Here is a 12323-nt window from a genome sequence, read left to right on the forward strand (position 1 = left end):
AGGATGGGTGAAGTCGACAGCAATCTAAGGTGAAAGTGATATAAGCTGAAGGGCCATTAAATCGACTATTGACTGGACCACTATGCCGCGAGGCAAAGCCGCGATTCCGCTGGATCTGCCGCGCCCCGCCGGGCTGTCGGGCGGCAGCCCGCAATCGAAGCAGGAATGCATCGCCGACACGATTCGCGACGCGATCCTGAAGCGCCTGCTGTCCGCCGACAGCCCGCTGCCATCGAGCCGGACGCTGGCCGCGCGCTGGGACGTCGCGCGCGGCACCGTCGAAGCGGCATACGACATCCTGTGCGCCGAGGGCTACATCGCCCGCACGCAGGGGTCCGGCACACGGGTCTGCGCGGTAGTGCCGGACAGCTATCTGCGCGCGGCCGCGCAGTCGCGCGACGGCGCCCCGCTCCACGCCGCCGCCTCCCCGGCGCCGGCCGCCGCGGCCGAATCCGAGCACGGCGTGCGTCCGGGCGTCCCGTTCGTCGCGCGGCTCTCCGATCCCGGCCTGCTGCCGATGCAGCAATGGAAGAAGGCGCTCGGCGCCGGCCTGCTTGCCGCGACGGCCGACGAGCTCGGCGCGACGCCGGCCCAGGGCGTCGAAAGCCTGCGCGCCGAAATCGCCGCGTACCTGCGCGAATACCGCGGCATCCCGTGCGAGGCCGGCGACATCGTCATCACGACCGGCATCCGCCACGCGATCGACCTCGTCGCGCGCACGCTGCTCGCGCCCGGCTCGACGGTGCTGATGGAAGATCCCGGTTATGCGTCGGCGTGGCAGATCTTCACGCTCGCGGGCGCGACCGCGATCGACGTGCCGGTCGATCGGGAAGGCATCGACACCGCGTCGCTGGACCGCCATCCCGATGCGCGCGCCGCCTACGTGACGCCGGCCCATCAGGCGCCGCTCGGCGTCACGATGTCGGTGTCGCGTCGGCTCGAACTGCTCGACTGGGCGCAACGCCACCGCACGTGGATCATCGAGGACGACTACGACGGCGAATTCAGCTACCAGACCGCCCCGCTGCCCGCGCTGAAATCGCTCGATGCGTGCGATCGCGTGATCTACTGCGGGTCGTTCAACAAGACGCTGTTTTCCGGGCTGCGCATCGGCTTCATGGTCGTGCCGGCGGCACTGCGGCCGGCGCTGTCCGCCGTGTGGCACGCGACCGCGCGCTCGGTCGGCGTCGCGCCGCAGCTCGCGCTCGCGCGCTTCATCGGCCACGGCGATTTCGCGAAGCACCTGCGCGCCGCCCGCCACGCATACCGTCAGCGGCGCGACATCGTGCTCGACCAGTTGGCGAAGCATGCGGGCGGCCGATACACGGTGTCCGGCGAGCATGCGGGCTTTCATTTCGTGCTGTGGCTGCCACCCGGCATCAAGGAGGCTGCGTACGTTTCGCAAGCCCGCGCGGCGGGCATCGAGTTGCAGCCGATCCACGGCTTCTGTCGAAGCGCCCGGTGCGAAGCGGGCGTCGTCGTCGGGTATGCGGCGCTGACGGCCGCGCACGCACGGCATGGCGGCCGCGTCCTCGGACAACTGCTGGCCGCGTCCGCGTAGCCGGCAACCTCGCCCCCTCTCCCTTTCGAACCCTGCCGCGCGCCGCGAAACCCGCGGCGGCGGCCGCGTCGACCTCGGGAAATCCATGACACGAACGGCACGATTGTGAACGGAAATGAAAGCGGGCTGAAAGTGCGTCGCACTTAACATCCGCGTCACTCGAACAACATCGACGCATCACTGGAGGAAGACATGCCGTTTGCACCGAAGCACCTCGCCGCCGCGCTGGCGGTCCTTCTGGGCACCGCCGCCGGCAGCGCCGCCGCGCAGGTTCCGGCCGGCTACCCGGGGAACTACCAGGGCGTGATCGACGCCGCGAAGAAGGAAGGCAAGCTGATCGTCTACTCGACGACCGACACGGGCCTCGTACGTCCGCTGATCAAGGACTTCGAAAGCCTGTACGGCGTGAAGGTCGAGTACAACGACATGAACAGCACCGAGCTGTACAACCGCTACATCAGCGAGAACGCGGCGAGCAGCACCAGCGCCGACGTGCTGTGGAGCTCGGCGATGGACCTGCAGGTCAAGCTCGTCAACGACGGCCTGATGGCGTCCTACGATTCGCCCGAAAGCCCGAACGTGCCGCAATGGGCGCAATACCAGAAGCAGGCGTACGGCACGACGTTCGAGCCGCTCGCAATCGTCTACAACAAGCGCCTGATCCCCGAAAACGAAGTGCCGAAGACGCGCGCCGAGCTGATCAAGCTGCTCACCACGCAGGCCGACAAGTTCAAGGGCAAGGTCACGACCTACGACATCGAGAAATCGGGCGTCGGCTTCAACTACCTGACCCAGGACGCGCACGTGAACGAGAAGGTCACGTGGGAGCTGGTAAACGCGATCGGCGCGACCGGCCCGAAGCTGCAGTCGAGCACGGGCGCGATGATGGAGCGCATCTCGTCGGGCGAGAACCTGATCGGCTACAACATCATCGGTTCGTACGCGTACGCGAAGGCGAAGAAGGACAAGTCGATCGGCTACGTGTTTCCGAAGGACTACACACAGGTCGTGAGCCGCCTCGCCACCGTGTCGAAGAAGGCGAAGAACCCGAACGCCGCGAAGCTGTGGGTCGACTACCTGCTGTCCAAGCGCGGCCAGACGCTGATCGCGAACCAGGCGAACCTGTACGCGATCCGCGCGGACGTGACCGGCGAGACGTCGGCCGCGAGCCTCACGAAGGAACTCGGCGATTCGCTGAAGCCGATCCAGATCGGCACCGGCCTGCTCGTCTATCTCGACCAGTCGAAGCGCCTCGCGTTCCTGAAGCAATGGCAGCAGGCGATCAAGCGCTGATGCGCTGATCGGCTTCGGCTGACCCAGGCTGCCCGCCGCCCGTCGCGCGGGCGGCCCCTTCTCCTCACCGACTTCCTTGAGGCGGCCATCCGGATGGCCGCAGGGGCGAACTCATGCTTTCAACCAGCACACGCGGCACGGCACCGGCCGTTCCACCCGCCGCCGGCCCGCGCGACGCCGTTCCCGCGCTGCCGGTCAGCCGCCTGCAGCCGCTCGCCGGCATGCTGCGCTGGATCGTCGTCGCGGTACTGACCGTCGCGGTCGCGCTGCCGCTCGGCTTCATCCTGTTCCAGAGCCTGCTGTCCGCGCCGTTCTTCGACGCGAACAAGACGCTCGGCATCGACGGCTTCCGCTTCATCTTCAGCGATCCCGACTTCTGGTCGGCCGTGAAGAACTCGTTCATCATCGCCGGCGGGATGCTGTTCATCTCGATCCCGCTCGGCGGCATCCTCGCGTTCCTGATGGTGCGCACCGACCTGCCCGGCCGCCGCTGGCTCGAACCGCTGCTGCTCACGCCGGTGTTCGTGTCGCCGATGGTGCTCGCGTTCGGCTACGTGGTCGCGGCCGGCCCGGTCGGCTTCTACTCGGTGTGGTTCAAGGAACTGTTCGGGGTGCAGAACGTGCCCTGGAACGTGTATTCGATCTTCGCGATCACGGTGATCGTCGGCCTCACGCACGTGCCGCACGTGTACCTGTATTCGTCGGCCGCGCTGCGCAACCTCGGCTCGGACGTCGAGGAAGCGGCGCGCGTGACGGGCGCCCGCCCGTTCCGCGTCGCGCTCGACGTGAGCCTGCCGATGACGATGCCCGCGCTGCTGTTCGCCGGCGTGCTGGTGTTCTTCCTCGGCTTCGAGGTGTTCGGGCTGCCGCTCGTGCTCGGCGACCCGGAAGGCCACCTCGTGCTCGCGACCTACCTGTACAAGCTGACCAACAAGCTCGGCGTGCCGTCGTATCACCTGATGGCCGCGGTCGCCGTGTGCATCGTCGCGATCACGTTCCCGCTCGTGCTGCTGCAGCGCCGCCTGCTGAAGACCGCGAGCCGCTTCGTCACCGTGAAGGGCAAGGCCGGCCGCGCGACGGTGCTGCCGCTCGGCGTGTGGCGTTGGGTCGCGCTCGCGATCGTCGCGCTGTGGCTGATGCTGACCGTGATCGTGCCGATCTCGGGCATCGTGCTGCGCGCGTTCGTGACCAACTGGGGCGAAGGCGTCGCGCTCGCCGAGGTACTGACGCTGTCGAACTTCATCGAGCTGTTCGAGCAGGACAACCTGGTGCGCGCGATCGTCAACACGCTTGGCATCGGCGTGATCGGCGGCGCGCTCGCGATCGGCTTCTACTCGCTCGTCGCGTTCGCCGGCCACCGTCGCCCCGACTGGGCGACCAGGCTGCTCGACTACCTCGTGCTGCTGCCGCGCGCGGTGCCGGGCCTGCTCGCCGGTCTCGCGTTCCTGTGGATTTTCCTGTTCGTGCCCGGCCTGCGCGAACTGAAGAACTCGATGTGGAGCATCTGGATCGCGTACACGGTCGTGTGGCTCGCGTACGGGATGCGGCTGATCCAGAGCGCGCTGCTGCAGGTCGGCCCCGAGCTGGAAGAAGCCGGCCGCAGCGTCGGCGCGACGCGCAGCCGCGTGTCGCTCGACGTGACGCTGCCGCTCGTGCGCTTCGGCCTGCTCGCCGCGTGGCTGCTGATCTTCATGATCTTCGAGCGCGAATACTCGACCGCCGTCTACCTGCTGTCGCCCGGCACCGAAGTGATCGGCGCGCTGCTCGTGTCGCTGTGGGCGACCGGCGCCGTCGACCAGGTCGCCGCGCTCTCTGTCATCAACATCGCGATGGTCGGCGCCGGTCTCGGCGTGGCCCTGCGCTTCGGAGTGAAACTTCATGGATAAGCTCATCGTCGACGATCTGCACCTCAGCTACGGCGCCAACCCGATCCTCAAGGGCGTGTCGTTCGAACTGAAGGCCGGCGAAGTCGTGTGCCTGCTCGGCGCGTCGGGCAGCGGCAAAACCACGCTGCTGCGCGCGGTGGCCGGCCTCGAACAGCCGTCCGACGGACGCATCCAGCTCGACGAGCGCGTGTTCTTCGACGGCGCGCAACGCATCGACCTGCCCGTCGAACAGCGTTCGCTCGGCCTCGTGTTCCAGTCGTACGCGCTGTGGCCGCACCGCACCGTCGCCGACAACGTCGGCTACGGCCTCAAGCTGCGCCGCGTCGCGCCGGCCGAACAGAAGCAGCGCGTGCAGACCGCGCTCGACCAGCTCGGCCTCGGCCATCTCGCCGAGCGCTTTCCGCATCAGCTGTCGGGCGGCCAGCAGCAACGTGTCGCGATCGCCCGCGCGCTCGTCTACAACCCGCCGGTGATCCTGCTCGACGAGCCGCTGTCGAACCTCGACGCGAAGCTGCGCGAGGAGGCGCGTGCGTGGCTGCGCGAGCTGATCGTGTCGCTCGGGCTGTCGGCCCTGTGCGTGACGCACGACCAGACCGAAGCGATGGCGATGTCCGACCGCATCCTGCTGCTGCGCAACGGCCGCATCGAGCAGGAAGGCACGCCGGCCGAGCTGTACGGTGCGCCGCGCTCGCTGTACACGGCCGAGTTCATGGGCAGCAACAACCGCATCGACGCGCGCGTCGCCGCGATCGACGGCGAATGCGTGACGCTCGCCGGCGACGGCTGGGAGTTGCAAGCGCTTGCCCGCGACACGCTCGCGCCGGGCCAGGACGCCCAGGCCGTGATCCGTCTCGAACGCGTGCAGGTCGCCGACGGCCCGGGCGCGAACCGGCTGCAGGCCGACCTCGTCACGTCGATGTATCTCGGCGACCGATGGGAATACCTGTTCCATTGCGGCGACATGCGCCTGCGTGCGTTCGGCCATGTGCCGCGCGCGGCCGGCAAGCACTGGATCGAATTCCCGACCAACGACTGCTGGGCGTTCGCGAAAGCGGGCTGACCCGATCGCGGCGGCTCGCGCGCCGCCGCGCTGGCAGTCGAGCGCGTATCCCTTTGCGACTCGCATCGACGGACGCTTCATCGCGTCCGCCGATGGCGCGCTGCGTGCCCGTTTTCCGTTTCACCCCGCCTAAAACAACCCAGGAGACACCGTCAAAATGAAGTCACGCGCAGAACGTTCTATTCGAGCAGTAGTCCTCACCGGTTCGGCTGCAGCCGCCTGTCTCGCCGCGCCGGTCGCGCACGCGCAGTCGTCGGTCACGATATACGGGATCATGGACGCCGGCATCGAATTCGCGAACCATGCGGCACCGGAAGGCGGCAATTCGATCAAGCTGAAGTCGGGCAACAAGAACACGTCGCGCTGGGGCTTGCGCGGCGTCGAGGATCTCGGCGGCGGGTTGAAGGCCGTGTTCCGGCTCGAAAGCGGCATCGATCTCGCGAACGGTGCGTCCGACGACGGCCCGGACTCGATCTTCGCGCGCCGCGCGACGGTCGGCCTGAAAAGCAAATGGGGCGAGCTGACGCTTGGCCGCAACTTCACCGTCACGTACGACTACATGATGCCGTTCGACCCGATGGGTTACTCGCAGAACTATTCGTGGGCCTCGTCGTCGATGGCGACGGGCGGCCGCAAGGACGGCATGTTCACGCGCTCGTCGAACGCCGTGCGCTACGACGGCGAATTCAGCGGCTTCAAGTTCGGCGCGCTGTACGGTTTCGGCAACGTGCCGGGCAGCGTGAAGACCAGCTCCAAGTACGATTTCGCGATCGGTTACGAGACGGGGCCGTTCGCCGCCGTCGTCACGTTCGACCGGCAGAACGGTGCGGCCGACAGCGTCACGCCGGCCGATACCGTCAACTACATTCAAGGCATCCACGCGGGCCTGAGCTACGACTTCGGCAACCTGAAAACGATGGCCGGATACCGCAATTACAAGCGCACGTTCCGCACCACGGCGGCGAACCAGTTGAGCGACATGGTTTGGCTCGGCGGGTCGTACCAGTTCACGCCGACGTTCTCGCTGATCGCGGCCGTCTATCACCAGAACATCAAGGGCGGCACGGATGCCGACCCGACACTGGTGTCGGTGCGCGCGCAGTACGCGTTGTCGAAGCGCACGGTGCTGTATGCGGCCGGGGCGTTCGCGATCGCGAAACACGACCAGAAAGTCGGCGTGTCGCGCGATTTCAACGGGTATGGCACCACGCAGGTCGGGGTCACGGCGGGGATTCAGCAGCGGTTTTGAAGCTGACGTGACGAGCGGCAGCGGGTGATCGGCCGCCCCGCCTGCTTTCACGCTACGCGCGGCGGCATGACGGCGAATGGCCCGATGCCGCCGCGCAACCCGGCGCTCAGGCCACATCCGGCCCGCCACGTGGCGATCCGCCGTTCACTCGCCACGCATCGTGAACACCGGACGCACGACGCTGCTCGAATCGCTCCAGTGTTCGCCAACGGCCGACAACGGCACGGTGCGCGTGTCGATCGTAAGGCCCGCCTCCCCGGCCGCGTCGAATACGCCGCGCACCGACGCCAGCAAGCGCGGCAGCGACACGCTGCCGATCCCGCTGCCCATCAGTTCGATCGCGGTCGCCCGCAGCACGGCGCCGGGCACCAGCAAGTCCGCGCCGCCGATCGAGCCGATCTGCACGAAACGCAGCCGCCGCCCGCCCGGTGTCGCTTTCGCGGCGGCGCCCAGCAGCGTCCGCGCGCTGGCGCCCCACAGATAATCGAGCACGACATCCACGCCCGCGCGGAAATGCGGTTCGAGCGCCCGCGCCAGATCGGCGTCGTCCTGCTGCAGCGACACGACGGCATCCGCGCCGGCCTTCAGCAACGCCTGCAACGCGGCCGCGTTGCGGCCCGTCGCGATCACCTTCGCCGCACCGAGATGCTTCGCGATCCGCACCGCGAGCCGCCCCGACGTGCCCGTTGCGCCGTTGACGAGCACCGTCTCGCCCGCGACGAACCGCGCGCGTTCGGTCAGCGCCGCCCACGACGACATCCCCGGAATCGCGATCGCCGCGGCGGTGACATCGTCAAGCGTGTCCGGCAGCGGCACGCACTGCGTATCGAGCACGATCGTGCGTTCGGCCATCGCGCCGAACGGCGTGGGTGCACCGAAGAAGTAGACGCGCCGACCGTCGTCGAGACGCCCCACGCCGTCGACACCGACGACGAACGGATAACCGCCAACGGAGGAGTAATGCGTGCCCGCGGCGCGCCCCTGCGCGATGCGGCTCAGCGCGGACGCCGTCACGTCAATCAGGCTGTGGCCCGGCATCGCGCGCGGCGGTTCGAACTCGGTATAAACCGGACGCTGTCCGGCGCCTTCAACGACTGCTGCTTTCATGGTGGTTCCTTCAATCCTGGACGGTGGGCCCTTACCGGGCATCGAGCCACGCGCGCAGCGCGGGATCGCGTACTTCCAGTACGTCGAACAGGCCGAGCGCACGCAGTGCAGGCAACGCGTCGATCGCATCGGCCTCCGCGCGCGCCCTCTCCGCCGGCGCGGCGTTCGGATCGGTCAACACACGCGCGTTGACCAGAAACGCGCCAACGGTCCCCTTGCGGATCGTCGTTCCGCCGGCATCGATTTGGTTGGCATGGTCGGGAAGCATCTGTTCGGCTCGCATCGCGTCTTACTCCGGTTGTCATCGATGGACGCAGTGTAGGCGTGCGAAACCGGCCGATCTCCGGTATAACGGCCATTCGATACCGATATCCGGCCATGTCCGATCCACTCCTGCCCGCCCGCTTCGTCACGTCCGACGACGGCCCGTTCGTGGTCGCCGCCGTCCTGTCGCAACGCGACCCGCGCATCACCGCGCCGCATTCGCATGCGCGCGGCCAGCTCGTCGGCGCGCTGAGTGGGCTGGTGACGATCGGCCTCGACGACCAGGAATGGGTCGTGCCGGCGATCCACGCGATCTGGATTCCGCCGCATTGCCGGCATTCGCTGCGCTCGTTCGGGCCGATTTCGGGCTGGTCGGCGTTCGTCGCCGAAGCCCGCTGCGCGACGCTGCCGGCGACGCCGCGCGCGATCCGCACGACGCCGCTGCTGCGCGAAGCCGTGCAGCGCGCCGCAAGCTGGGGCGACTCGGAACTGGATGCCGCGCAGACCCGGATCGCCGACGTGATCCTTGACGAAATCGCGGCATCGGAAGCCGAGGCGCTGGGGCTGGTCCGTCCGCGGGACCCGCGGCTCGTGAAGATCACCGATGCGCTGGCCGCGGATCTCGCGAACGACCGGCGGCTGGAGGAATGGGCCGAATGGGCCGGCATCGGCGCACGGACGATGAGCCGCCGCTTCGTCGCCGAGACGGGGCTGACGTTCGCGCACTGGCGTCAGCAGGCGAGGTTGCTGCGAGCGCTGGAGCGCATCGCCGACGGCGTGCCGGTGACGACGATCGCGCTCGATCTCGGGTACGACAACGTGAGCGCGTTCATCGACATGTTCCGGCGTGCGCTGGGGACGACGCCGGGGAAGTATATGGAGACGGGAAGGCGAGCGGAGGAATAGATACGGCCATGCGCGTGCATGAAGCCGCACGGCGAACGGCCGGCGGTCAGCGGACAAAAACCGCCCGCCACTACGTCAATACGTGCCGTCGCCCTTCTTCACGACATCGCCGCCGTTCCCCTTGAACTGCGCGGCAAGCCGCTCCGCGCTCCGTGCCAGCAGCGTCGTATCGACGCCGACCGCGACGAACAACGCACCCGCTTCCAGATAGCGCCGCGCAGCCGCTTCATCCGCGCTCAGGATGCCCGGCGCCTTGCCGGCCGCCTTGATCGCGCGGATCGCGCCATCGATCGCGGCCTGCACGTCCGGGTGCCCGGGGTGGCCGAGATGGCCGAGATCGGCCGCGAGATCGGCCGGGCCAATGAACACACCATCGACGCCGTCGACCCGCGCAATCGCATCGATCGCGTCCAGCCCCGCGCGCGTCTCGACCTGCACGAGCACGGCCATCTCGTCGTTCGCGCGATGCAGGTACGCGCCGACGCGATTCCACCGCGACGCGCGCGCGAGCGCGCTACCGACGCCGCGCATCCCGTGCGGCGGGTAACGCGTCGCGGCCACCGCCGCACGCGCTTCGTCGGCGCTCTGCACCATCGGCACGAGCAGCGTCTGCGCGCCGAGATCGAGCACCTGCTTGACGATCACCGGATCGTTCCACGGCACGCGCACGACCGGATGCGACGGATACGGCGCGATCGCCTGCAGTTGCGCGAGGATCGTCGGCACCGTGTTCGGCGCATGCTCGCCGTCGATCAGTAGCCAGTCGAAACCGGCACCCGCGACCACTTCGGCGCTGTACGGATTCGCGAGACCGAGCCACAGGCCGATCTGCGCGTCGCCGCGTGCGAGCGCGGCCTTGAAGACATTCGACGGCATCTGCATCGTTCGCTCACCTCACTCGAAGTAGCACTGGATCGTCCCGAGCGGGCCGTAGTCGACGCTGAACGTATCGCCCGAACGCGCCGCGCACGGCCGCGTAAACGATCCGCCGAGCACGATCTGCCCCGGCTCCAGCGCGACGTCGAAGCGCGACAGCCGGTTCGCGAGCCATGCGACGCCGTTCGCCGGATGGTTCAGCACGCCGGCGGCGACCCCGGTTTCCTCGACCACGCCGTTGCGCGACATGATCGCCGCGACCCAGCGCAAATCGACGTCCTGCGGGCGCACCGGCCGGCCGCCGATCACGACGCCCGCGTTCGCCGCGTTGTCGGCGATCGTGTCGAACACCTTGCGCGGCCGTTTCGTGTCGGGGTCGATCGACTGGCTGCGCGCGTCGATGATCTCGAGCGCCGGCACGACGTAATCGACCGCGTCGTACACGTCGAAGATCGTGCAGTTCGGGCCGGTGAGCCGCTTGCCGAGCACGAACGCGAGCTCGACCTCGACGCGCGGCACGATGAAGCGGCCGGTCGGGATCGTGCCGCCGTCTTCGAAGAACATGTCGTCGAGCAGCGCGCCGTAGTCGGGTTCGTCGATCTGCGACGTGTTCTGCATCGCCTTCGACGTCAGGCCGATCTTGTGCCCCTTCAGCGTACGGCCTTCCGCGAGCTTGAGGGTCACCCACGCGCGCTGGATCGCATACGCGTCGTCGATCGTGATGTCGGGATGGTCCAGCGAGATCTGGCGGATCTGCGTGCGCGCACGCTCGGCGTCGTGCAGACGGTGCGCGAGCTGGTCGATGATGGCGGGTTCGAGCATGATCGGATCGGGAATGGGGTTCAGCCGGCCCGCTTGTAGCGGGCGTGGATGTTGTTGTGCTTGTACGAGCCGCTTTCGCTGAACTCGGTCAGTTCCATCGACAGCGCGAGATAGCGTTTCGCGTACAACTCGGCGAAATGGGCCTTGATCGCGTCGAAGAGCGCGTCGCACGCGGCTTGCTTCGTTTCGTCGCTGCGGCCCGCGCCGATCTTCAGCGTCACGTGGACGAACGCGTCGTCCTCCGTGCCGTCGGCGACGCAGTAGTCGTGCAGCTCGATCGCGCGCGAACGGATGCCGCCGGTCGGGAACACGCCGCCCTGCGCGATCAGCGTCGCGTTGATCGTGCGCAGCAGCGCGGGAATGCGCGCGTCGTCGCGGATGTTCGCGGTGTATTCGACGACGATGTGTGGCATGGCAACGCTCCTGATAGGTATGCGGCGCTCAGGCGAGCGGGAAGATCGCGTTGATCTGCCCGGTGCCCGAGCTCGCGAAATAGTCGGTGACGATCTCGACGGGCTGGTCGTAACGATCCCAGCCGAGCAGCCCGAGCAGCATCGCCGTGTCGTGCATCCCGCCTTCGCCGTGGCAATGCACGTTGTACTCGGGCAGCATCGCGCAGAAGGTCTTGAAATCGCCCTGCTTCCACAGCTCGACCACGCGCAGGTCGACCTGCCGGAAGAATTCGCGGCTGATCTGGTGGATCGATTCCTCGGGGCTGCCGTTGTCGTTGAAACGGTGCGACAGCGAGCCACTCGCGAGGAACGCGACGTTCGAATCGCTCTTCTCGATCGCCTCGAGCAGCGCCTCGCCGAAGCGCCGGCTTTCGTCGAGCGTGTGCCACATGCACCAGCCGGCGATCGACACGACCTTGAAGTGCTGGTCGCCGTTCATGTAGCGCATCGGCACGAGCGTGCCGTATTCGAGCTCGAGGCTGTCGATCTCGTGCGCACGCGTCGCGACGCCGCGCTCGGTGGCCGTTTCCGCGATCAGCCGGCCGAGCGCCGGGTTGCCCGGATACGCGTACTGCATGTCGCGGATGAAATGCGGCAGCTCGTTGCTCGTATAGGTGCCCGCGAACCGCGCATTGCAGTTCACGTGATAGCCCGCGTTGACGAGCCAGTGCACGTCCGACACGACGATCGTGTCGACGCCGAGCGCGCGGCAGCGCTCGCCGATCAGCCGGTGGCCGCGGATCGCCGCTTCACGGCAGCCGTGATGCTTGCCGGGCAATTCCGACAGGTACATCGACGGCACGTGCGTGATCTTCGCGGCGAGGGACAGTTTGCCCATCGTTCAAGT

Annotated in this window: 12 protein-coding genes; 6 read left to right on the forward strand and 6 right to left on the reverse strand. The window is 67.8% G+C overall.

Features of this window, described 5'->3' with window-relative positions:
- Positions 1 to 82 precede the first annotated feature (82 nt).
- The 5 genes from pdxR to KR541_RS27725 all read left to right on the forward strand — a co-directional run bounded on the left by pdxR (position 83) and on the right by KR541_RS27725 (position 7049).
- Positions 83 to 1561 carry a MocR-like pyridoxine biosynthesis transcription factor PdxR gene (gene pdxR, locus KR541_RS27705; RefSeq protein ID WP_216089923.1) on the forward strand — a complete coding sequence of 493 codons (1479 nt, stop codon included), beginning with the start codon at positions 83 to 85 and terminating at the stop codon, positions 1559 to 1561.
- A gap of 192 nt (positions 1562 to 1753) precedes the next feature.
- The gene (locus tag KR541_RS27710; protein WP_050010905.1) at positions 1754 to 2854 is read left to right on the forward strand and encodes an ABC transporter substrate-binding protein; all 1101 of its coding nucleotides are present in this window, start codon (positions 1754 to 1756) and stop codon (positions 2852 to 2854) included.
- Positions 2855 to 2967: 113 nt separating this feature from the next.
- Positions 2968 to 4740 (forward strand): ABC transporter permease, encoded by a 1773-nt coding sequence (locus KR541_RS27715; RefSeq protein ID WP_089489304.1) that lies wholly within the window; start codon positions 2968 to 2970, stop codon positions 4738 to 4740.
- Positions 4733 to 5800: an ABC transporter ATP-binding protein gene (locus KR541_RS27720; protein ID WP_050010903.1), complete on the forward strand. Its 1068-nt coding sequence runs from the start codon at positions 4733 to 4735 to the stop codon at positions 5798 to 5800. Before KR541_RS27715 ends, KR541_RS27720 begins: the two co-directional genes overlap by 8 nt.
- Positions 5801 to 5957: 157 nt before the next feature.
- Entirely contained in the window at positions 5958 to 7049 is a 1092-nt protein-coding gene (locus KR541_RS27725; protein ID WP_089489303.1) for a porin, read from the forward strand.
- A 144-nt stretch (positions 7050 to 7193) separates the two neighbouring features.
- Here KR541_RS27725 and KR541_RS27730 read toward each other — a convergent pair whose 3' ends face one another.
- Positions 7194 to 8156, reverse strand: a complete 963-nt coding sequence (locus tag KR541_RS27730; RefSeq protein WP_050010901.1) for a quinone oxidoreductase family protein — start codon at positions 8154 to 8156, stop codon at positions 7194 to 7196.
- 31 nt (positions 8157 to 8187) lie between these two features.
- A complete protein-coding gene (locus tag KR541_RS27735; protein WP_050010900.1) occupies positions 8188 to 8439 on the reverse strand; it encodes a hypothetical protein in 252 nt (83 codons plus the stop codon).
- 95 nt (positions 8440 to 8534) lie between these two features.
- On the opposite strand from KR541_RS27735, the gene KR541_RS27740 reads away from it, so the two are divergent.
- Positions 8535 to 9326, forward strand: a complete 792-nt coding sequence (locus KR541_RS27740; RefSeq protein WP_216089924.1) for an AraC family transcriptional regulator — start codon at positions 8535 to 8537, stop codon at positions 9324 to 9326.
- Positions 9327 to 9401: 75 nt separating this feature from the next.
- On the opposite strand, the gene hpaI is transcribed toward KR541_RS27740, so the two are convergent.
- From hpaI to hpaD, 4 genes are read right to left on the reverse strand one after another with little or no spacing between them, the layout of a single operon-like run.
- The gene (gene hpaI / locus KR541_RS27745) at positions 9402 to 10208 is read right to left on the reverse strand and encodes a 4-hydroxy-2-oxoheptanedioate aldolase (RefSeq protein ID WP_089489300.1); all 807 of its coding nucleotides are present in this window, start codon (positions 10206 to 10208) and stop codon (positions 9402 to 9404) included.
- A gap of 12 nt (positions 10209 to 10220) precedes the next feature.
- Entirely contained in the window at positions 10221 to 11024 is an 804-nt protein-coding gene (gene hpaH, locus KR541_RS27750; RefSeq protein WP_089489299.1) for a 2-oxo-hept-4-ene-1,7-dioate hydratase, read from the reverse strand.
- A 20-nt stretch (positions 11025 to 11044) separates the two neighbouring features.
- Complete coding sequence (locus tag KR541_RS27755) at positions 11045 to 11437, reverse strand: 5-carboxymethyl-2-hydroxymuconate Delta-isomerase (RefSeq protein ID WP_011547838.1); 393 nt, start codon at positions 11435 to 11437, stop codon at positions 11045 to 11047.
- Positions 11438 to 11465: 28 nt separating this feature from the next.
- Positions 11466 to 12314 carry a 3,4-dihydroxyphenylacetate 2,3-dioxygenase gene (hpaD, locus tag KR541_RS27760; RefSeq protein WP_050010896.1) on the reverse strand — a complete coding sequence of 283 codons (849 nt, stop codon included), beginning with the start codon at positions 12312 to 12314 and terminating at the stop codon, positions 11466 to 11468.
- Positions 12315 to 12323: the final 9 nt, after the last annotated feature.

This window comes from Burkholderia sola, from assembly GCF_905400185.1.
In the GTDB taxonomy this organism is placed as follows: Bacteria; Pseudomonadota; Gammaproteobacteria; order Burkholderiales; family Burkholderiaceae; genus Burkholderia; species Burkholderia sola.

Coding starts and splice junctions, on each gene's coding strand:
- KR541_RS27755 (WP_011547838.1), bottom strand. CDS start 11,437: ATGCCACACATCGTCGTCGAATACACCGCGAACATCCGCGACGACGCG.
- hpaH (WP_089489299.1), bottom strand. CDS start 11,024: ATGCTCGAACCCGCCATCATCGACCAGCTCGCGCACCGTCTGCACGAC.
- KR541_RS27735 (WP_050010900.1), bottom strand. CDS start 8,439: ATGCGAGCCGAACAGATGCTTCCCGACCATGCCAACCAAATCGATGCC.
- KR541_RS27720 (WP_050010903.1), top strand. CDS start 4,733: ATGGATAAGCTCATCGTCGACGATCTGCACCTCAGCTACGGCGCCAAC.
- KR541_RS27730 (WP_050010901.1), bottom strand. CDS start 8,156: ATGAAAGCAGCAGTCGTTGAAGGCGCCGGACAGCGTCCGGTTTATACC.
- hpaI (WP_089489300.1), bottom strand. CDS start 10,208: ATGCAGATGCCGTCGAATGTCTTCAAGGCCGCGCTCGCACGCGGCGAC.
- pdxR (WP_216089923.1), top strand. CDS start 83: ATGCCGCGAGGCAAAGCCGCGATTCCGCTGGATCTGCCGCGCCCCGCC.
- hpaD (WP_050010896.1), bottom strand. CDS start 12,314: ATGGGCAAACTGTCCCTCGCCGCGAAGATCACGCACGTGCCGTCGATG.
- KR541_RS27740 (WP_216089924.1), top strand. CDS start 8,535: ATGTCCGATCCACTCCTGCCCGCCCGCTTCGTCACGTCCGACGACGGC.
- KR541_RS27710 (WP_050010905.1), top strand. CDS start 1,754: ATGCCGTTTGCACCGAAGCACCTCGCCGCCGCGCTGGCGGTCCTTCTG.
- KR541_RS27725 (WP_089489303.1), top strand. CDS start 5,958: ATGAAGTCACGCGCAGAACGTTCTATTCGAGCAGTAGTCCTCACCGGT.
- KR541_RS27715 (WP_089489304.1), top strand. CDS start 2,968: ATGCTTTCAACCAGCACACGCGGCACGGCACCGGCCGTTCCACCCGCC.